Origin of the sequence: Psychrobacter sp. C 20.9, assembly GCF_001921765.1 — a bacterium.
Classification (GTDB): Bacteria; Pseudomonadota; Gammaproteobacteria; order Pseudomonadales; family Moraxellaceae; genus Psychrobacter; species Psychrobacter piscatorii_B.
Map to the genome: position 1 here is coordinate 25,812 of NZ_MRYC01000020.1, position 20,619 is coordinate 46,430.

Consider the following 20,619-nt stretch of genomic DNA (forward strand, 5'->3'; position numbering starts at 1 on the left):
CCTATGATGATGATCAGAATTTTAACAAAACGCTTCTACCACCTTTATCGAGAGCATCATGCAAAAAAAATTCCAAAAATTCCGCATGGCTAGCATCCAGCCAACCAATAATAAACATATAAAAGCGCGGGTACTTACCACTAGCGGCATGCTCGCAGCAGCGATCATGATGACAGGCTGTAGCCCAACCGAAGGGACGCAAAACGAGGCAGTAAACAACGCTAATGGTGAGACGCAGGATGTCAATCTACTCAATGTCTCCTATGATGTGTCTCGCGACTTTTATAAAGAATATAACGCGCTATTTAGCACTGACTATCAAAAAGCCCATCCAAACAGCAAAGTAAATATCAATCAGTCGCATGGCGGCTCTAGTAAGCAGGCGCTCTCTGTTGCCAATGGTTTGCAAGCAGATGTGGTCACCTTTAACCAAGAGAGCGATATGAATCTGTTGGTGGAAAAAGGTCTGGTCGCTTCTGACTGGCAGCAAGCACTACCAAATAATGCCGTGCCGTACACCAGCACTATGGTGCTACTGGTTCGTGCTGGCAATCCAAAAAACATTCAGGATTGGTCAGATTTAGCCCGTAACGATATCGATGTGGTCACGCCCAATCCCAAGACCAGTGGTACAGCGCGTTATGCCTTTTTGGGGGCTTACGGCTATGGCTTGCACCAATTCAAAGAAAGCAGCAGTGACAACCCAGTTCAAACCAATGACTTTATCAAAAAGCTGTTGGCAAACGTGGTCACTTATGACAATGGCGCACGTGCTGCGACGACCAGTTTTACCCAGCGCGGCCTAGGTGATGTACTCATCACCACCGAAAATGAGGCGAATTTGGCCGCTCAGCAATTTGCCATGGGTCAGGTCGATATTGTCTATCCCAGTTACTCGATTACGATTGCCAACCCAGTAGCAGTCGTCACGGCAGTGACTGATAAAGTGGGCAAGACCGAAGCGGCAAGTGCCTATCTAAAAGGATTGTGGGACAAGCCTGCACAAGAGCTGATGGCAAAAATGTATATGCGTCCGAGTGATGAGCAAATACTTGTCGCCCACAAGGACACATTACCTGATATTGAAACGTTTGAACCTGTGGCTGTCTTTGGCTCGTGGGCAGAGATTATGGATGCCTTTTTTGTAGATGGCGGCCGTTTTGATCAGCTGGCAAGTACTAAGTAGTGGTTAATTTTTAGTTTATAGAACTATCTATCTTAGCTGCTTTCAATGAAACGCGGACAAGATAGATAGGGCACATGCCAGTATTAAAACCATCAATAAACAAACAGTCAGTTATACATATAGATTCTTTTAACAACTTATTGATATATCTGGCTTTGTTTACTGGTTATTCCCTTTTGGCAATAACATACGCATATTCATCATTAAACATAATAAGATGGCGCTGTTAGCATACTTGCATTACACAACAGACATCTTTGAGGTATTTATGACAGACGTAGCTCGTTATCAACAGAAAAGTAAAGCTCTTAGTGCCTTGAGTATTGCTGGCGTTGCTTTGACATTGGGTCTAGCTGGTTGTAGCAACAGTGAAACTACTGAGGCCGCAGCTGATGGTTCAGCGACGAATGAAGGGCAAAATATCGAGCTGCTTAATGTCTCATACGATGTGGCACGTGACTTCTATAAAGACTACAACCCATTATTTGTGGAACACTACAAAGCTGAAAACCCAAACAGCAATATCTTAATCAAACAATCACATGGCGGCTCAAGCAAACAGGCATTGTCTGTTGCCAACGGTCTACAAGCCGATGTTGCCACCATGAACCAAGGGTCTGATATTGAGCTGCTTGAGAAAAAAGGCTTGGTTGAGTCAGATTGGGAAAGCAAATTCCCAGACAACGCGGTTCCGTTTACCAGCACGATCGTATTCTTGGTGCGTAAAGACAATCCAAAAAATATCAAAGACTGGGAAGACTTGACCAAAGAAGGTGTTGAGATTGTCATGGCCAATCCAAAAGTGACGGGTAACGGTCGTTACGCGTTCTTAGGTGCATACGGTTATGGTCTACATGCTTTTAATCAAGATGAAACAAAAGCTAAAGGCTACGTAAAAGACATGCTAAAAAATGTCAAAGTCTATGAAAACGGCGGACGTGCCGCGACAACGACTTTCGTACAGCGCGGTATTGGTGATGTGTTGGTCACGTTTGAAAACGAAGCCAACCTTGCAGCGACTGATTTTGGTGCTGGTCAAGTAGACATCGTTTATCCAAAATACTCAATCAAATCAGAAAGCCCTGTGGCAGTTGTGAAGACGGTAACAGATAAAAAAGGCACTACAGACGCTGCCAAAGCGTATCTTGATTACTTATGGAGTGAGCCTGCTCAGCAGCTAGCGGCCAATCTATATCTACGTCCTAGTGTTAAGAGCGTGCTTGACAAAAATGGTGATAAATTACCGCCTGTTGAGACTTTCCGCCCGAACGATGCCTTTGGCACATGGGATGAGATCATGAGCACTTACTTCAGTGATGGTGGTGTGTTTGACCAATTAGCAATTAACGCGCCTCAGTAATCGCGAGCTAAGTACTTAGATTAGCTACTGCGCTAACTACTGAAACGGATTAACTTAGTTAATCGTGCAGTCAGTCATGAAGCACCCCGTAAAGGACATGGTCGTACGCACTATGTCCTTTATATCATAAGCCGACCAATAATAATTTTGATAACAATGGTAATAATGGTCTTACAGTGAGCACCCTCGCTAAGTACCATCAGTTAGGCAATAGGACATCACTATGAGTGCAACATCTTCTTCTGCCAGTAAGCCCGGCAACAAAAAAGGTTGGCTGACCCGTTTGCGTCAGCGCAATGTGCTACCTGGGTTCGGTCTGAGCATGGGTATTACTGTCTTTAGCTTGTCGTTATTGGTGGTGCTGCCGTTTGCCATGATGGCTTATACCACGACGCAGATGGGTTGGACGGGCTTTTGGGAAACCATCACCCAGCCGCAAGTCACTGCTGCAATTAAGCTCAGCTTATGGATGTCATTTTTAGCGATGCTGACCAATATGGTCTTTGGTACACTGGTTGCGTGGGTACTTGTCCGCTATGAGTTTTGGGGTAAGTCGTTAATTAATGCCTTGGTTGATTTGCCATTTGCACTACCAACCGCCGTTACAGGTATCTCGCTTGCGACGCTATATGCGCCTAATGGCTTGATTGGTCAATGGTTTGCCAAGTTCGATATTCAGGTCGCCTTTACGCCGATAGGTATTTGGCTAGCATTGGTTGTGGTGAGCTTTCCCTTTATCGTCCGTGCAGTACAGCCAGTACTGGCAGAGCTATCAGTTGAGTTTGAAGAAGCCGCCGCCGTATTAGGTGCCAATCGCTTAACCACTTTTCGTAAAGTGATTTTGCCAGAACTACTGCCTGCACTACTAATGGGTGCAGGTATGATGTTTGCCCGTGCTACTGGCGAGTATGGCTCCGTTATTTTTATCGCAGGTAATATTCCGATGCAGTCTGAGATTTTGCCGCTCATCATTATCAGTAAACTTGAGCAGTTCGATGTTCAAGGTGCTTCTGCGGTTGCGCTGTTTATGCTACTTATATCGTTTGTGATTTTATTGACCATCAATATCATGCAGTGGAAACTGTCGCGCCGCGTAGGAGCTCGCTAATATGCAAATATCTAATAGCTACGACTACCAAAGCAACGCTGCGACCAAAGACACGCCATGGATACGCCGTACCTTTATTGTGATCGCTGTGCTGTTTATGGTCCTAATGCTGGTGGTGCCATTATTGGCTGTGTTTTATGAGGCTTTTAAAAACGGCTGGCAGTTATATCTTGCGTCATTGGTTGACCCTGAGGCCTTACAAGCGATCAAACTGACATTGATCACAGCGGCGATTGTTTTACCGATCAACATGGTCATGGGTATTGCGATTGCGTGGTTGGTCACACGCTATCAGTTTAAAGGTAAGCAGCTGGTCACCACCTTACTTGATTTACCATTTTCTGTCTCGCCCGTCGTTGCCGGTTTGATGTTTGTGCTGCTATTTGGTCTGAACTCTACAATTGGTGGCTGGCTTGAGAGCATGGGTTTTCAGGTCATCTATGCGGTGCCTGGTATTATTCTGGCGACGCTATTTGTGACCTTTCCGTTTGTGGCACGTGAGCTGATACCATTGATGCAGACACAAGGCGACTCTGAGGAACAGGCCGCATTAACCTTGGGCGCGACTGGTTGGCAGACCTTTTGGCATGTGACATTGCCTAATATTAAATGGGCGCTGCTATATGGTTTGATTTTGACCAATGCACGTGCGATGGGCGAGTTTGGTGCGGTCAGTGTGGTATCTGGTCACATTCGCGGTGAGACCAATACCATGCCGCTATTGGTTGAGATTGCCTATAATGATTATAACTTTACCGCTGCATTTGCCTTATCGAGCTTACTTGCCGCACTTGCCCTAGTGACGCTACTGATTCAGCAAGTCATGACCAAAATACAAGAGCGAAAATTTGCTAAGTCTGAACGTTTGGCGGCTGCCCCTGAGCTACCAGTGAGTGCCAATGCGACGACGTCAACGGCTGAGAGTGCTAGTAAGCTATAAGTTGTTTGGGTAAGTATTCAGGATTGTTCAATCATATTGACACAGTCGTTAAGACATCAGTCTCAATACGACAAAAGATATTATAAGAGATACCATTATGAGCATTGAGATTCGCAACGTTAATAAAAAATTTGGTGACTTTACGGCTTTAGACAATATCAATATTACTGTGCCAACTGGCAAGCTGACGACCTTGCTAGGTCCATCAGGCTGCGGTAAGACCACATTGCTACGTATCATTGCGGGTCTGGAATATGCCGACTCTGGACAGGTACTGTTTGATGAGATGGATGTCACCAATACGCCAGTACAGAAGCGTCATATTGGCTTTATGTTTCAGCATTACGCGTTGTTCCGTCATAAGAACATCGCAGATAACGTTGCCTTTGGATTGACGTTACTACCAAAAAATGAACGTCCTAGCAAAGCGGATATCGATAAGCGCGTGGCAGAGCTGTTAGATCTGGTACAGCTCCCACAAGTTGCCAATGCGTATCCGCACCAACTATCAGGTGGTCAGCGTCAGCGTATCGCGCTAGCACGGGCACTTGCGGTCAAGCCAAAGCTGCTATTGCTGGATGAGCCCTTTGGTGCGTTAGATGCCAAAGTGCGTAAAGAGCTGCGCACTTGGCTAAAGAATATCCACCACGAGCTTGGTATCACAAGTATCATGGTGACCCATGATCAAGAAGAAGCCCGCGCCGTCTCTGACGAGATTGTCGTCATGAATCAAGGTAGAGTAGAGCAGGTAGGAACGTCAGAGGAGCTGATACACCAGCCAGCCAATGCCTTCATCAGCGACTTCTTAGATTTGGCTTAGCGGCTCAGCTTTTATCTCATTGTCATCCATAACTGATGAGCCAAAAAAAATCCTACTTAGGTAGGATTTTTTTTGGCTTGTTGAATCATACAGAATGCAATTAACTACACTTATCTATCTATAACATTTAAGCAAGTCTCGATTCATCTTTATCTGAATCACTTGGAGAGAGTTGATCATAAGTGATATTCAAGATGTCTTGACACCATTCTGGTAAGTCATCAGCGACTTCGTACCACATCCATGTACCGTCACGTACACAGCTTAAGATACCCAGTTTTTTCAAATGGTTCAAATGACGCGATATCGTTGGTTGCGGTTGATCAAGCATGTCTACCAAATCACCCACGCAACGTGCTTCTTTTTTAAAGAGAATTTGAAATATTTTTAGGCGTGTTGGATCAGATAAGACTTTGAACAAATCGATAGGTCGTATCGTAAAATTATTATCAGACATAGGAAAATTCCAATGGACTTCGTTTATAGGGGTTCAATATAATAGCAGTTATTTAGAAAATCGATTAAAAAATAAGCAAAATTACAGTTCATCGTTAATTTACTACCTTCTACAATATTCGGTTACATGGACGCTTATATCCACTTACATAGATGAGTGGTGCGAAATACAACTGTACCATCACACCAAAAAATGTTCCGAATGTTATTGAAAATGATAACAATTATCGTTATTATACTGCATGTAATCAGCGTGATACTAAGCAAGTAGTCGCTATCAAATAGTGGTAATCAGAGGAGCCAATCCATGTACGTATGTATCTGTAATAACGTCAAAGAAAAGCAAATCAAGGCAGCCATTGCTTCTGGTGTAGATACCCTTGATGGTCTAAAAGACACTCTCGACGTTGCAACTTGCTGTGGATGCTGTGAGCCTATGGTCAATGATTACTTAGACGAACATCACGCAGCACTCGATGTCTTAGCGTATGCAGTATAACTACTTTCAGCTTAGTCGATCTTATCTCTAATCCAACCAAATATATTCAATATATTGCATCTATTCTTTTATTATACATAAGGAGTAGGTAGCAGGCGTCCATATAACCTCATCGATACGCCAACATCGCTGCTATCAATATGTATCAAGTATCGTAACTGACAACTGTAGCTAATTACAATTCTCAATTAGCATCTTATTCTTAGTTCACAACATTACATGCCACGTGACGACTGTATGCTACTATATCTGTCAAAGATTGTAAGACGTTTTATTGATTTGACCCTTTACTGATCAGTTTACCGATTCCGCTGTCTTTATATGTAAAAATGTGGATATATAATGGTCTGTAAAAAACAAATAGAGGAGTGTACATTATGATAGGCAGTCAAAAAGTCATTGATTATTTGAATTTCTTGTTAGGCGGCGAGCTGGCGGCACGTGACCAGTATTTTATTCACTCAGAGATGTATGCTGAATGGCATTATGGCAAATTGTACGATCGTATCCATCATGAAATGGAAGACGAAACACTACACGCACAAGCAATTATCCGTCGTATCTTAATGCTAAGTGGTACGCCAAAAATGACGGTTGATACGATCAATATCGGCAGCACTGTCCCTGAGATGTTGCAAATTGATCTTGATTTAGAATACAAAGTACAAAAACATCTAAAAGAAGGCATTGCGCTTTGTGAAGCAGAGCACGACTATGTCACACGTGAGATGCTTGTTGAGCAGCTAAAAGATACTGAAGAAGACCATGCGCATTGGCTTGAACAACAGTTACGCTTAATTGACATGATTGGTCTGCCTAATTATCTACAGACCCAGATGGCTGAAGTCACTCCTAATCTTGTTTGATATCATCATAGATACGAATAAAAACTATAGTATTTAATATAAATAAGAAAGGGAGAGAGATTATGAAAGGGGATAAAGAGGTCATTCGTGCATTAAACAAGGTACTTGGTCAATCATTAATTGCGATTAACCAGTATTTCTTGCACGCGCGTATCGTCCGTCATTGGGGCTTAGAAGCGCTTAACGACTCACTTTATAAGCAGTCTATCGCTGAGATGAAATGGTCAGATGATTTGATTGCGCGTATCTTGCTGTTAGGTGGTTTACCTAACTTACAGGAATTGGGTAAGGTATTGGTCGGCGAGGATGTGCCAGAAGTTATTGATTGCAACTTGCGTTTAGAAAAACAAAAATTCAGTATCATTACGGATGCGATTACCCTATGCGAGACAAAGTCTGACTATGTGTCTCGTCACCTACTGGTTACGCTAAAAGATGGTAATGAAGAATACCAGGATTGGCTAGAGACGCAAGAAGATTTGATAGAAAGTATGGGTGCAGAACGCTATATTCAATCACAAATCAGTAATGATGACGAGCCATAAATAATTTGTCTTAATTAGCATTCGTCTCAATCAGCAATGAAACAAACTTGCCAGTGTGTGATTGGTTTTTAACCAAAATACACGCTGGCTTTTTACGTTTAGAAACCACTAAAGGTTTATATGCGGCAATCAGCTTTTAAGTATTTACCGAGGTAGTTAGTACAGACCGCGACCATCCTCTGGCTTTAGCCGTAAAAAACCCAGCCCTGAGAGAATAGTAAAGCCGCCCAGCACCCAATAAGTGACCTGAAAAGCAAGTAAGGTATCTACTTGAAACCGCTCACGTAACAAGTTGAGCAGTGCGGCACCAAAGGCAATACCCAATCCGATTGCCATTTGCTGATTGACGGCCATTAAGCTGTTGCCACTACTGGTCTGTGCCCCTTGTAGATCGCCGATAGTTATGGTATTCATGGCACTGAACTGGATTGAGTTACAAACACCAATCACAATCAGCACCGGAATCATCCATGGCCACTGCGCCGCATCTGAGAACAGTCCTAGTACAACGATCAGTAAACCCAAAATAAGGGTGTTGTATACCAATACCACGCGATAGCTGTAACGCTGGATAATTTTGCTGACAAAGGGTTTTATCCCAAGTGCACCAACTGCAATGGGTGCTAATAACCAGCCTGCCTGCGAAGGTGTGTATTCAAACACGACTTGTAATAGTAATGGTAATAAAAAAGGCACGGCACTGATGCCAATACGCGTGGATAGATTGCCAGTAATACCAATACGAAAAGTGGGCACATTAAAGAGTGTCAAAGAAAATAGCGGCGCAACATGGCGTTTGGCATGCCATACATAGGCCAGTAAAAAACCAATCGATGCGGCAGCTAGCAATAGTGCATTGTAACCGTGGCCCACTTTTGAACCCATCTCAACTGCCAAGGTTAAGGCGCACGCACCCAATGCGAACAGCCCAAAACCGACCCAGTCTAAAGACTGCTTATCCCCAAACAGCGCAGGTATGAGTTTTTTGCCAATGACAAACCCCACCACACCCATTGGAATATTGATCAAAAATATCCAGTGCCAACTGGCATATTGGACCAAATACCCGCCAAGCAAGGGTCCAACTAGCGGCGCGACCAAGGCAGGAATCACTGCAAAATTCATTACCGTCAATAACTGATTACGCGGGTAGGACTTTACCAAAATCAAACGCCCAACTGGGGTCATCATAGCGCCGCCAATACCTTGTATCACCCGTGATACCACCAAAAAGTTCAATGTGGACGCCAACGCGCACAGCAGTGAGCCCACGCAAAATATCACAATGGCTGATAAGAAAACACGGCGTGTACCATACTTATCTGCCAAAAACCCACTAATTGGGATGAAAATGGCTAAGGTGAGCGCATAGCTGATAACGGCCCATTGCATTTTTAACGGTGATTCATCCAACGCTAATGCCATTTGTGGCAATGCGGTGTTCAAAATAGTGGCATCTAAAATTTGCATAAATAACGCTACCGCTAGGACATAGGGTAGGTATTTATTTTGGGTTGGGGTGAGCGTCAGCATGTCAATCCCATTGGATATCTTATTATAAAATCGTGAGGTTCGCGTCTTTACGAACAGATTGCGCGATATAAGTTGAGTAGTATAAGAAAGCTTAGAGGGTAATTAAAGTGCCTCAAGGTAACGAAGCATTATGGCGGGCTTGGGTCATTGAGTGGTATGTCATTAATCACAGCAAAATCGTAACATTGATTACAAGAGAAGACTTTAATATCAGCAGAGGTTATCGTTATAGTAAAGCCTAGCTAACAAATAGCATAGCAATTGATAGAATGATTAGCATGGCTATCAAGAAAAGCAGTGCTAAGATAAGTAAAAGCTAATATGACCAAAAATAATGGCAATAATCACTAAGGATATTTTATGAGTAATGCATCAACCAGTGACACACAAAACGATAAATATGTACCGCCTAAAGTTTGGACACAAGACAAAGACAACGGCGGTAAGTTCGCAAGCATCAATCGCCCAACCTCTGGCGCTCGTTATGATAAAGAGCTACCAGTAGGCGATGCTCCGCTACAGCTATACTCACTGAACACACCCAATGGTGTTAAAGTTAATATCTTATTAGAAGAGCTGGCAGAGCTTGGTATTAGCGGTGCTGAGTACGATGCTTATAAAATTGATATCTCGCAAGGTGAACAGTTTGGCTCAGGGTTTGTAGCGATTAACCCTAACTCAAAAATCCCAGCGTTGGTCGATCATTCTGCTGATACCGCTGGCGAGCCAATTGCTCTTTTTGAGTCGGGCGCTATCTTGATGTATCTGGCAGAAAAATTTGATAGATTCCTACCTTTATCGCTAGGAAAAGCGAGAGCGGATTGTCTGTCGTGGATCATGTGGCAAATGGGTAGTGCGCCTTTTTTAGGTGGCGGTTTCGGACATTTCTATGCCTATGCACCAGAGCCGTTAGAATATCCAATTAATCGTTACACCATGGAGACTAAACGTCAGCTTGATGTATTAGATACCCATCTAAAAGACAGTGAGTATTTATGCGGTAATGATGAGGCTGATTATAATATTGCCGATATGATTATTTGGGCATGGTATGGACAGTTGGTACTCGGTAAGCTATACGATGCGGCAGAGTTTTTGCAAGTACAAGACTACAAACACATACAGCGCTGGGCGAAAAAAATTGCTGAGAGACCTGCCGTTAAGCGTGCTGTGGAGCTAGAACTAAAGCCAATCGATTAATTATTATCACGAGCATCATTTAATTATTTTCAGTGACAGTTGGGCCGGTAAGTTTAAGTTACTCACTTATCGGCCTATTTTTATTATATTTAAAATAATGAATGTAAAGTCGATGACCACTTTCTTTTGTATTTACATAATGGTACATTAGCACAACAGATAGAAACATTAATGCGTTAAGATAACCGCTTATCACTGTAATAGACAGATGTTTATAATTATTTGATTGATGAGTAATGGATTATGAAACACAATAATAAAATGCGCTTACCTATGCTTGCAGCAGTTAGTATGGCTTTGTTTGGTACAGCGAGTATGGTGAACGCCGAAACTGAGTTTACCAGCCAAGATTGGCAGGTAGTCTGTGATAATACCCGTACTTGTCGGATAGCAGGCTATCAAGCAGAAAATAATAGTGAATTTCCTGTCTCTGTCTTATTGACCCGCCGTGCAGGGGCAAACGCCGTTGTAGATGGCAAAGTCAAGCTTGGTGGTGCTAAAGACAGCTCTTCTAAAGCCTTAATGCAATTAGGTAACCGTCACCGGATATCACTATTTATTAACGATCGAAATTATGGTGAAACCAAGCCGTATTCTGCAGCCGCAGGCAGTGCTGAGCTTACTCAAGCGCAAGTTACCGCCTTAGTTAGCGCCCTTCAGCGATCAAGCAAAATCACATTCGCATTACGTAACTCGCGCTGGCAACTCTCAGACAGAGGAGCTAGTGCGGTCATGTTAAAGGCCGATGATGTCCAAGGACGCGTGGGTACGCCAAGTGCGCTGATGAACCATGATAATGCGACCAAATCTAATAGTAATGTCTTACCCCCTAAAGCAGTACCTGTACTACGTTTTGTAGAGCCTGCCGGAAAATCTGATACCAATAATAGCAAAAAGTTTGTGATGAGATCTTCTCAATTGGCATCCCTAATGAAACGAACCATGAAAGATGCGGACGCGGATTGTCCAAATCTATCAGATGATTCATCTTGGCGTGTCAGTCGCCTAAATGATTCACAGCTGCTCGCACAGCATGATTGTTGGACAGCTGCTTACAATGCGGGTAGTGGGGTGTGGGTGATCAATGATAGCAAACCTTACAAGCCGACATTGGTCACGACTAGCGCCACCAATTACGACAAAGGTAAGCTTAGCTCAGTACAAAAAGGTCGCGGTATTGGCGACTGTATGAGTCAAGTCGATTGGGTGTGGACGGGCCGCGCGTTTGAAAAAAGCCATGAAAGCACCACTGGACTGTGCCGTCTTATCGAAGCGGGCGGGGCATGGCAGCTGCCGACTTATGTCACGGATGTTAAAGTAGTCAAATAATCACCGATTTTTTATTGAATGAGACGTTTAGCATGCTCAATAGAGGACTTATTCGGGCTATTTACTCAGTAATTGAATAAATGGCTACACATAATTTTTTATTGTGCTATACTGCGTCGCCACGTTAGCTTAGGCTTTCGTGAATTATGAGATTGATAACATCGCCTGCGATTTTGGGTCTAGGATGACCATAAGTAATTGTTGCCGATGATTTTGTGTACTTAAATAACGCCTTAAATATATCAGTTATTTTTGACTCATATCTTATCTACTGACCTATATAGGGTCTAGATTGGTTGCTGTTTGCGATTATCTGCTTTGGACAAAGCATTGATAATATGCGTATATCAAGCATGGATAAGACACTCGGCACTACCACCAAAATACGTCAGACAGCACGAACGCATTTATTATAAAGACGCTAAGCTCTATTGGCTTGGTTTCTGATTATCGACACTTTTATGTTGCTCGGTAACCTTTAATAAAAGCAGCGTGATGAACGGTTATCAGTGGTATGCATCAAGTTTGCTGAATTTACAGCAGCTTATACTTACCAAGGATTACTATGACTGACATCTTATCTGCAATCGCTGCTGAAAACGGCATCATCGAAAGCAACGACACTACTGCAAATACTGACACCAATGCTCAAGCGGCTACTACTGACGCTGCTGAAGAAAACAAAGTCACCTTTACTGATCTTGGCATTGCTAAGCCAATTCTTACTGCACTTGATCGCAGTGGCTATACCAATCCAACCCCTATTCAAGAACAAGCCATTCCTTTTGCACTAGCCGGCCGTGACCTTTTATTGTCAGCGCAAACGGGTAGTGGTAAAACAGCGGCATTCGTGATCCCAGTACTCGATCGTTTGAGCCGTGCGACCAGCTTTGACAAACTAACCAAAGCACTTATCCTAACACCAACGCGTGAACTTGCTCAGCAAGTACATGATAGCGTCCGTACGTATTCTAAAGACATGCGTGGTCTATTTTGTGTACCACTCGTTGGCGGCGCACCATACAACGGTCAGATCACTGCTTTGAAAAAAGGCGTTCAAGTAATCGTTGCAACACCTGGTCGTCTACTCGACCATATCAATGCAGGCCGTGTTGATCTATCAAACCTAGAAGTATTGGTACTGGATGAAGCGGATCGCATGCTAGACATGGGTTTTGCTGATGATATCAGTGACATTTTGCGCGCCGCTCCTGTGGATCGCCAGACCGTCATGTGTTCAGCAACTTGGGATGGCCCAGTCGGTAAAATCGCTGCCAGCTTCACTAAGAATCCTGAGCGCGTATCAATCAAAGTAGAATCTGCACACATCGAAGAAAAAGTGTACTACTGTGATGATTTTGATCACAAAAACCGCTTGCTTGACAAAATCGTTTGCCAACAAGAGATGGATCAAATCATTATCTTTGCTGCAACCAAACGCAGTACTGAAAAATTGGCAAAACAACTACAAGAAGCGGGCCATAAAGCAAGCTTCCTACATGGTGACCTGCCACAGAGCAAGCGTAACCGCATCGTTCAAGATTTGCGCAATGGCAAATGCAAAATCCTAGTGGCCACTGATGTTGCGGCTCGTGGCCTAGACGTGCCAGCAATCTCACACGTCATCAACTATGACTTACCACGTCAAACTGAAGATTACGTCCACCGTATTGGTCGTTGTGGCCGTGCTGGTCGTACTGGTGTGGCTATCAGCCTATGCAGCATGGATGATCGTCCACAATTGGCCGCCATCAACCGTTACTTAGATCGCAAGATGGAAGTCTGTGTTATTGAAGGTATGGAGCCTAAGAAAACCTACGTACCTAGCGAAAACAAAGGTAAAGGCCGTGGTCGTGGCCGTGGTCGCTCTAATGGCGGTGGTCAAGGCCGTGGCCGTTCAAGCGGTGGTTATGCTGGCAAATCTAGTGGCGGTGGTCGTGGTCGTTCAAGTGATGGCGCACTAACTGGTCAACGTGCAAGCAACGACAGCGGTTATCAAGGTAAGCCACGTGACACGTCAGGCAAACCAAATGAGCGTTCAGGTTGCAAGCCGTATCAAGGCAAGCGCACTGGTGGTCCAAGCCGCGGTGATAGCAATGGCGTTCCACGTGGTGAGCGTGCTGCGACAGGTCGTGGTCGTCCAAGTGGCAGCCAAGGTCGCCCAGCAAGTCGTTCTGACAGCCGTGGCCAAGGTCGTCCAAACGGCGGCAACCGTGGTAAAAACTCATAATATCGCTATAACGAATGATTAAAGTTACTAATTCATTAATCGTCTAAAGATAGCAGCAAAAAGCCAGATACTTGTTATCTGGCTTTTTTATGTTTGCTCTAGCCATCATAAACCTTAAAGTGGATATCTCGAGTGAACGACGGCGGTTTACTGAAGTGATAGACCCATTGGTCGTCAAACCAAGCATAATGTCTGCTTGCGCGAGTTTTTTAGCTTGTCTATACTGATTCACTTTTGCCAGTTGTTTGCCTCGGAGCGCCTTGATGCCTACTACCTCCTCTTTAGCAATTGATAGCCTGCCATTAGCTTTCGGTATCATTATGGCAATCATTGGCCTAGTGTTCTATACCCAAGGTTTGCCGAGTAAATTCTGGCGACGGTTTTATGCGGTATTGCCCGGTATTGTGCTGTGCTGCTTTATACCTGCTACTTTGAATAGCTTAGGGGTGTTCGCCGATGGGGTGGGTTCACAGATTTATGGATTTACCGCGACGTATCTGCTGCCAGCCAGTTTGCTATTGATGACCTTATCCATGGATGTTCCCAAAATACTAGGATTGGGTTGGAAAGCGATTGCCATGTTCTTTGCCGCCAGTATCGCCATTATCATCAGTGGACCTATTAGCTTAGGAATCGCCAAATGGGTGTCACCTGAGATGTTTGTCGACGATACATTATGGCGTGGATTTTCAGCCGTGGCAGGCAGTTGGATCGGCGGTGCAGCTAACCAAGCGGCAATGAAAGAGCTGTTTGGGGTCAGTGATGATTTGTTTGGTATGATGATCTTGGTGGATGCCACTAATGCCTCATTGTGGTTATTGGCAATATTAGTAATGGCAAAACACAGCGCAAAGATCGATCGATTCTTGCGAGCTGATACCAGTAGTATTGATAAAGTTATCAAAGCCGTCGAAAGCTATGAGCGCGATCATGCCCGTCCAGCCACCATCAATGATTTGATGGTGATGTTTGGTTTGTGCTTTGCCATGGTAGGAGTCACGCACTTTGTTGGTGGACAAATTGCTGACTTTTTTGCCCCATATAAATGGGCGGTGCAATATAGTTTTGCCAGTTCATTCTTTTGGATGGTAGTCATTATTACTCTGTTAGGTGTCATTTTTTCTTTTACTAAGATTCGCAGACTCGACCATGTGGGCGCGTCCAAAATGGGTACCGTATTTATCTTCGTGCTGATTGCCGCGATTGGTATGCAGATTAATTTAGCGGGTATTGTCTCGCAGTGGCGGCTATTGCTTATCGGCTTTTTATGGATGAGTATTCACGTCGTAATTATCTTTGCTGTTGCCAGACTTATCCGTGCGCCGTTTTTCTTTTTGGCGGTAGGTTCTAATGCCAATACGGGCGGTGCGTCCTCTGCGCCGATTGTCGCGACGGCTTTTCATCCATCGCTTGCGCCTGTTGGGGTATTTTTGGGTATTATGGGCTATGCGGTGGGTACGTTTGGCGGGTATATCAGTACCCAATTGATGCGCTTGGTAGTGGGTTAGTATTTAGGTTATCCATATTCTGATAGCATTTTTTCCTCAAAAAACCTGCAATGATTGCGGGTTTTTTTATTATAAGGTGCCTAATGACTTAAGTTGTCGTTTTGTCTATCTATGCTATTGATACGTAAGCATTGCCACACCCCTGCATGAGTACGTGTTAACCTTCCTGCTACTCAGATGAATAATAATAAATACGTTAGCAATAAATAGTGTCTCAATAGGAAAAATAGCGTCATGGCCAATCCTAAACAATTAGAAGCAACAGAAAATAAGACAAGTGTCGTCAAGAACGCTCTATATAACCCTAATCAAGAAAATATTCAGGTCAGAGGTGCCCGTGTTCATAATTTAAAGAACGTCGATGTGGATTTACCGCGCAATGCCTTAGTGGTCTTTACGGGTATATCTGGATCGGGAAAATCATCACTGGCATTCGGTACGCTATTTGCCGAGTCACAGCGCCGCTATCTTGATTCAGTATCGCCTTATGCCAGAAGGCTCATCGATCAGGTTGATGAACCCGATGTCGATACTATAGAAGGGTTACCGCCAGCAGTTGCCTTACAGCAGCAGCGGGGTACGCCGTCAGTACGCTCGTCCGTCGGTAGTGTAACAACCATATCTAATGGTCTTCGTATGCTGTACTCACGAGCCGGAGAGTATCCCGCCGGCCAAGAGATACTGTATGCCGATGCGTTCTCGCCCAATACGCCAGATGGTGCCTGTCCCACGTGTTCAGGCATCGGCCGTGTGTTTGAGGTCACCGAGGATCTGCTGGTACCAGATAATACCAAGAGCATTCGCGAGCGTGCCATTGCGGCATGGCCACCGGCATGGCAAGGTCAAAACCTGAGCCGTATATTGACCACACTAGGCTATGATATCGATAAGCCTTGGCACACCCTGCCAAAGAAGACCCGCGACTGGATCTTGTTTACCGATGAGACACCAACAGTGCCTGTTTATCCTGAGTATGATATAGAACAGACACGGGAGGCAATTGAGAAAGGGGAAAAGCCAAACTATATGGGTACGTTTACCAGTGCCAAAAACTTTATTTTGCATTCTTTTGCCACTACTCAAAGCCCGCGCACCAAAAAACGCGTGTCGCAATTTATGCAGATATCCGAGTGTCCAGAATGTCACGGCAAAAAACTTAAGAAAGAATCACTGTCGGTTAAATTTGCAGGACTCGATATCGGTGAGCTATCGCAGCTCACATTGACGGATATGGCCATCAAACTTGAGAAAACAGCACACACCAAAGTAGCTGATGACACACCAAACCGCGAAAAAGCCATCGTTGCCCAGCGTATTGCCAGTGATATTCTCTCTCGTATTGAGGCACTAACACGGCTTGGGCTCGGTTATCTGTCACTTGAGCGTACCACGCCAACGCTATCGCCTGGTGAACTGCAACGATTGCGATTAGCGACCCAGATTCGCTCGCAACTGTTTGGCGTGGTTTATGTCCTTGATGAGCCATCAGCAGGTCTGCACCCTGCTGACACGCAGGCGCTACTTGGGGCGCTAGATGATCTGATCGCGTCTGGTAACTCGGTGTTTGTGGTTGAGCACGACGTGAGTGTGATTGGGCATGCTGATTGGGTAGTAGATGTCGGGCCACAGGCTGGCACGCATGGCGGAGAGATTGTCTATAGTGGGCCTGTAGAAGGGCTACGTGAGGTTGCGCAGTCGCATACGGGTCAATATCTCTTTGCTAACGACACGGCGAATCATCAGTCAAAATCTGACACAAGGCAACCGACAGCGTGGCTGAAACTCGCAAATATCGAGCGCAATAATATAACAGGCTTGGGTGTTGAGTTTCCGCTTGGGGTGATGACTAGTGTCACGGGTGTCTCAGGGTCAGGTAAGTCGAGTCTTGTCAGCCAAGCATTGGTAGAGCTTATCAGTGAAGTATTGGGGCAAAAGACGGTTACTGAAGCGCCTGTAGGTGAGGCAGATTTGCTTGAGCAAGAGCTTGAGACAGTCACTGGTGGTGAAATTGTCGCTGGCATGGAGCAAGTCCGTCGTCTTATTAATATCAATCAAAAGGCGATTGGGCGGACACCGCGCTCAAACCTAGCAACCTATACAGGATTGTTCGATGATGTGCGTAAGCTGTTTGCCGCAACTAAGCAAGCAAAAGCACATGGCTATGACGCTGGACGTTTCTCGTTTAACACCAAAAAAGGCCGCTGTCCAAATTGTGAAGGTTTGGGTTTTGTCAGTGTGGAGCTGCTATTTTTACCAAGTGTCTATGCACCTTGTCAGGTCTGTCATGGGCAACGCTATGACGAAGAAACACTTACCATCACGTATCGAGATAAAAACATTGCTGAAGTATTAAATTTAACTGTTGAAGCGGCTCATGAGTTCTTTGTTGATGAAGCGCCTATCTTGCGCGCATTGGATGCATTGCTGCAAGTGGGGCTTGGTTACTTACGTTTGGGGCAGCCCGCCACTGAGCTATCAGGGGGTGAAGCACAGCGCATCAAGCTTGCCACTGAACTACAACGCACGCAACGAGGCGATACGCTCTATATCTTAGATGAGCCAACCACAGGTTTACATCCTGCTGATGTATCCATGCTGATGGCGCAATTAAACGGTTTGGTCGATGCGGGGAACACCGTCATCATGGTTGAGCATGATATGCAAGTGGCCAGCAATAGCGACTGGGTGATTGATATGGGGCCAGGGGCAGGTGATGAGGGCGGGTTAATTGTCGCTCAAGGTACGCCAGAAGACGTGGCCCAATCAGAAGACAGTCGCACCGCACCGTTTTTATTGGTGTGATTTTATTGATGTGACGACCAGTTTTCAAATGGGGTCTAAGAGTGAAGGGGCTATCCCCAATAATTATCAGGGCATTTGGGCAATTCAACTAACGTGCGACGTAACGCATCTGACCATTGATGACGGATGGTATTAAAGTACTCATCACGCTCATCAATACGGCGACCTTTGGGTAAGATCAAACTGTCATTTTTATAAAGCACAAAATCTATCGGCATACCGACTGATAGATTTGAGTGAATAGTCGAATCAAATGACAGCATCAACGCACGTGCCGCGTGTCTTACATCCATGTTATAGCTGACAGAACGATCCAAAATAGGTTTGCCATATTTGCTTTCGCCCAATTGAAAGAAAGGCGTATCTTCTGTGGCTTTGATGCAATTGCCTTCAGGATAAATCAGGTATAACTCAGGCAGATGTCCTTTAATTTGACCACCAAGCATAAACGAGCTAGTAAAGGCCCCATCGCGACTAGAATTAGCGACTGCTTTTGCATGATTCATAATATCACGCATACATTCGCCAACCATTTGCGCCGCATCAAACAACGTCGCTACCGTATTGAGGTTGCTCTCAGCACGCTGGTCAATGTCGTTTTGTAGTTTATTGAATACGGCTTGCGACGTCGCTAAGCTACCCGCTGTCTGTAGCACCATAAAGCGCTCGCCCTCAACGCCATATTGATATAACTTTCTAAATGTCGATATGTGATCAACACCGGCATTGGTGCGCGTGTCACTGGCAAAGACCATACCGTCTTTTAGACGAATGGCAGCACAATAGGTCATAAGATACCCTTGATAAAGAAAAATTGTAGAAAACAGCAAACGCTATGATAGCTTTTTGACTAATACTAAACTGTAAAGATTTTCGTAACCGCCACCCATACGCACGCCGCGAACAGGTGCCGTATCTAGATAATCTCGCCCAATCGCCACATACACATGTGAGTTTGGGGTAAATGCCTGATTTGAGATATCAAAAGTATACCAGTAACCATCTAGCCAAACCTCAGCCCATGCGTGACTGGCCATGTGATTTTCGGTATCATCATACAGATAACCAGATACATAACGCGCTGGAATCTGTTGATCGCGCAAGATGCTTAAAAATACATGCGTATGGTCTTGGCACACACCGGCACTTGTCGCAAATGCCTCAGCAGCGGTCGTGCCCACATGCGTGACGTCTTTAACAAAAGGCATTTTCATAATCAGTGCATTTGCCAACGCCTTTAGGCTATCGTGAGTAGGGGTTTTCAGATAAGGTGCTGCAAACTCTCGCATCTCTTGTGAGCATTTGGTTAACGGGGTTTGTACGGTAAATAGCAGGTAGGGGACATGATCCATATCCTCTAAACGTTCGGTTTCGGTATTGATCTCAACGACACCCGATGCTTGCATTTGTAAGTTGTTATGTGCCTCGTTACGACTGAGCGTGAGCCATGCATTACCAAAGCCGTCCTTTTGGTTGGTCGCCACTTTAGGGAGCATGACATCCCATTTATGAATGGTTTGGTGCGGCATTTGCATGGGGGTCATGCGTATGTACTGTACACTGCGCTGCGCCAGCTCATCGTAATAATAGTTGGTTTGATGACTGATTTGAAGTTTCATAATATCTTCTCCTTTTTCTGTTTATTCCATATGTCTCATGAGCCATTATTATTGGTTTTTGGCTAGACACCTTCTATACACCTTGACGCAATATGAGATTGAACTCTTTGCTAATCAGCGCAAAATCACTAAATTTCTTTGACCTAATCATCTGGTTGGTCAAGCGGATAAGCTCACGCCAGCGCGTATTTTCCGGCAACTCATTAATCCAGTGTCTGAATTCAAAACTGACCTCTGTTGAATCCTCTCCCAACAAGACGGCACGCTCAAGCTGCTCAAAGTGACGCCCTAATTGCCAAAAACAAGTCACTGTCGGATTTTCTTGTTTCATCGCAGCGTTACACGCGTGTAGCTGCAAGGTCGCCGCTCGATACGTGCCAGCACTCGATAGACGCTTGATTAAGTTATACAGCTCAGCGGTATCTTTACCAATGACACCTTTGGCCTCTTGGACATTGTCCTCAATCGACTGCACAATATTGGGTATGATGTTTTGTTCCAAATCAGACATCATTTGTGCTTTCATGGTGGTAAGCGACGCTTCACTATCAACGGCAAACCCTAAGTGACTGATTAAATGTTTGATCTGTGATTTTTCAAGATCGCCTTTGATGAGTT

General features: G+C 44.7%; 16 protein-coding genes and 1 pseudogene. 13 read left to right on the top strand and 4 right to left on the bottom strand.

Annotation, left to right across the window (positions count from 1 at the left end; translation table 11 throughout):
• Nucleotides 1-58: 58 nt before the first annotated feature.
• From BTW00_RS11980 to BTW00_RS12000, 5 genes and pseudogenes are all read left to right on the top strand, one after another.
• Nucleotides 59-1,186 (top strand): sulfate ABC transporter substrate-binding protein, encoded by a 1,128-nt coding sequence (locus BTW00_RS11980; protein WP_083603647.1) that lies wholly within the window; start codon nucleotides 59-61, stop codon nucleotides 1,184-1,186.
• A 268-nt stretch (nucleotides 1,187-1,454) separates the two neighbouring features.
• Nucleotides 1,455-2,546: a sulfate ABC transporter substrate-binding protein gene (locus tag BTW00_RS11985; protein ID WP_075107624.1), complete on the top strand. Its 1,092-nt coding sequence runs from the start codon at nucleotides 1,455-1,457 to the stop codon at nucleotides 2,544-2,546.
• 223 nt (nucleotides 2,547-2,769) lie between these two features.
• Nucleotides 2,770-3,654: a sulfate ABC transporter permease subunit CysT gene (gene cysT / locus BTW00_RS11990; RefSeq protein WP_075107596.1), complete on the top strand. Its 885-nt coding sequence runs from the start codon at nucleotides 2,770-2,772 to the stop codon at nucleotides 3,652-3,654.
• 1 nt (nucleotide 3,655) lies between these two features.
• Nucleotides 3,656-4,594, top strand: a complete 939-nt coding sequence (gene cysW / locus BTW00_RS11995; protein WP_075107597.1) for a sulfate ABC transporter permease subunit CysW — start codon at nucleotides 3,656-3,658, stop codon at nucleotides 4,592-4,594.
• A 97-nt stretch (nucleotides 4,595-4,691) separates the two neighbouring features.
• Nucleotides 4,692-5,411 (top strand): annotated as a pseudogene (locus tag BTW00_RS12000) (sulfate/molybdate ABC transporter ATP-binding protein); the annotation flags it as partial.
• Nucleotides 5,412-5,541: 130 nt separating this feature from the next.
• Here BTW00_RS12000 and BTW00_RS12005 read toward each other — a convergent pair.
• Nucleotides 5,542-5,871, bottom strand: coding sequence for a helix-turn-helix transcriptional regulator (locus BTW00_RS12005; RefSeq protein WP_075107599.1), 330 nt, complete (start codon nucleotides 5,869-5,871; stop codon nucleotides 5,542-5,544).
• Nucleotides 5,872-6,177: 306 nt separating this feature from the next.
• On the opposite strand from BTW00_RS12005, the gene BTW00_RS12010 reads away from it, so the two are divergent.
• The 3 genes from BTW00_RS12010 (at nucleotide 6,178) to bfr (BTW00_RS12020) (ending at nucleotide 7,780) form a co-directional block, all read left to right on the top strand.
• Nucleotides 6,178-6,369 carry a bacterioferritin-associated ferredoxin gene (locus BTW00_RS12010; protein ID WP_075107600.1) on the top strand — a complete coding sequence of 64 codons (192 nt, stop codon included), beginning with the start codon at nucleotides 6,178-6,180 and terminating at the stop codon, nucleotides 6,367-6,369.
• Between the two features lie 377 nt (nucleotides 6,370-6,746).
• A complete protein-coding gene (bfr, locus tag BTW00_RS12015) occupies nucleotides 6,747-7,235 on the top strand; it encodes a bacterioferritin (RefSeq protein WP_075107601.1) in 489 nt (162 codons plus the stop codon).
• Nucleotides 7,236-7,297: 62 nt separating this feature from the next.
• Nucleotides 7,298-7,780, top strand: coding sequence for a bacterioferritin (bfr, locus tag BTW00_RS12020; RefSeq protein ID WP_075107602.1), 483 nt, complete (start codon nucleotides 7,298-7,300; stop codon nucleotides 7,778-7,780).
• A gap of 156 nt (nucleotides 7,781-7,936) precedes the next feature.
• Here the strand turns inward: bfr (BTW00_RS12020) and BTW00_RS12025 are convergent, their stop codons facing one another.
• Nucleotides 7,937-9,313, bottom strand: a complete 1,377-nt coding sequence (locus tag BTW00_RS12025) for a DHA2 family efflux MFS transporter permease subunit (protein ID WP_075107603.1) — start codon at nucleotides 9,311-9,313, stop codon at nucleotides 7,937-7,939.
• Between the two features lie 360 nt (nucleotides 9,314-9,673).
• Between BTW00_RS12025 and yghU the strand changes: the two genes are divergently transcribed.
• From yghU to uvrA, 5 genes are all read left to right on the top strand, one after another.
• Nucleotides 9,674-10,513 (top strand): glutathione-dependent disulfide-bond oxidoreductase, encoded by an 840-nt coding sequence (yghU, locus tag BTW00_RS12030; protein ID WP_075107604.1) that lies wholly within the window; start codon nucleotides 9,674-9,676, stop codon nucleotides 10,511-10,513.
• Between the two features lie 243 nt (nucleotides 10,514-10,756).
• Entirely contained in the window at nucleotides 10,757-11,842 is a 1,086-nt protein-coding gene (locus BTW00_RS12035; RefSeq protein ID WP_083603648.1) for a DUF1176 domain-containing protein, read from the top strand.
• A gap of 565 nt (nucleotides 11,843-12,407) precedes the next feature.
• Nucleotides 12,408-14,072, top strand: a complete 1,665-nt coding sequence (locus BTW00_RS12040) for a DEAD/DEAH box helicase (RefSeq protein WP_075107605.1) — start codon at nucleotides 12,408-12,410, stop codon at nucleotides 14,070-14,072.
• Between the two features lie 263 nt (nucleotides 14,073-14,335).
• Complete coding sequence (locus BTW00_RS12045) at nucleotides 14,336-15,580, top strand: DUF819 domain-containing protein (RefSeq protein ID WP_075107606.1); 1,245 nt, start codon at nucleotides 14,336-14,338, stop codon at nucleotides 15,578-15,580.
• 234 nt (nucleotides 15,581-15,814) lie between these two features.
• A complete protein-coding gene (gene uvrA / locus BTW00_RS12050; protein ID WP_075107607.1) occupies nucleotides 15,815-18,382 on the top strand; it encodes an excinuclease ABC subunit UvrA in 2,568 nt (855 codons plus the stop codon).
• 50 nt (nucleotides 18,383-18,432) lie between these two features.
• Here the strand turns inward: uvrA and BTW00_RS12055 are convergent, their stop codons facing one another.
• Entirely contained in the window at nucleotides 18,433-19,173 is a 741-nt protein-coding gene (locus BTW00_RS12055; RefSeq protein ID WP_075107608.1) for a peptidase, read from the bottom strand.
• 42 nt (nucleotides 19,174-19,215) lie between these two features.
• Nucleotides 19,216-20,001 carry a transglutaminase family protein gene (locus BTW00_RS12060; RefSeq protein ID WP_075107609.1) on the bottom strand — a complete coding sequence of 262 codons (786 nt, stop codon included), beginning with the start codon at nucleotides 19,999-20,001 and terminating at the stop codon, nucleotides 19,216-19,218.
• Nucleotides 20,002-20,619 lie beyond the last annotated feature (618 nt).

Coding starts and splice junctions, on each gene's coding strand:
- BTW00_RS12025 (WP_075107603.1), bottom strand. CDS start 9,313: ATGCTGACGCTCACCCCAACCCAAAATAAATACCTACCCTATGTCCTA.
- BTW00_RS12005 (WP_075107599.1), bottom strand. CDS start 5,871: ATGTCTGATAATAATTTTACGATACGACCTATCGATTTGTTCAAAGTC.
- BTW00_RS11980 (WP_083603647.1), top strand. CDS start 59: ATGCAAAAAAAATTCCAAAAATTCCGCATGGCTAGCATCCAGCCAACC.
- yghU (WP_075107604.1), top strand. CDS start 9,674: ATGAGTAATGCATCAACCAGTGACACACAAAACGATAAATATGTACCG.
- cysW (WP_075107597.1), top strand. CDS start 3,656: ATGCAAATATCTAATAGCTACGACTACCAAAGCAACGCTGCGACCAAA.
- cysT (WP_075107596.1), top strand. CDS start 2,770: ATGAGTGCAACATCTTCTTCTGCCAGTAAGCCCGGCAACAAAAAAGGT.
- bfr (WP_075107601.1), top strand. CDS start 6,747: ATGATAGGCAGTCAAAAAGTCATTGATTATTTGAATTTCTTGTTAGGC.
- uvrA (WP_075107607.1), top strand. CDS start 15,815: ATGGCCAATCCTAAACAATTAGAAGCAACAGAAAATAAGACAAGTGTC.
- BTW00_RS12055 (WP_075107608.1), bottom strand. CDS start 19,173: ATGACCTATTGTGCTGCCATTCGTCTAAAAGACGGTATGGTCTTTGCC.
- BTW00_RS12060 (WP_075107609.1), bottom strand. CDS start 20,001: ATGAAACTTCAAATCAGTCATCAAACCAACTATTATTACGATGAGCTG.
- BTW00_RS12045 (WP_075107606.1), top strand. CDS start 14,336: ATGCCTACTACCTCCTCTTTAGCAATTGATAGCCTGCCATTAGCTTTC.
- BTW00_RS12040 (WP_075107605.1), top strand. CDS start 12,408: ATGACTGACATCTTATCTGCAATCGCTGCTGAAAACGGCATCATCGAA.
- BTW00_RS11985 (WP_075107624.1), top strand. CDS start 1,455: ATGACAGACGTAGCTCGTTATCAACAGAAAAGTAAAGCTCTTAGTGCC.
- BTW00_RS12010 (WP_075107600.1), top strand. CDS start 6,178: ATGTACGTATGTATCTGTAATAACGTCAAAGAAAAGCAAATCAAGGCA.
- bfr (WP_075107602.1), top strand. CDS start 7,298: ATGAAAGGGGATAAAGAGGTCATTCGTGCATTAAACAAGGTACTTGGT.
- BTW00_RS12035 (WP_083603648.1), top strand. CDS start 10,757: ATGAAACACAATAATAAAATGCGCTTACCTATGCTTGCAGCAGTTAGT.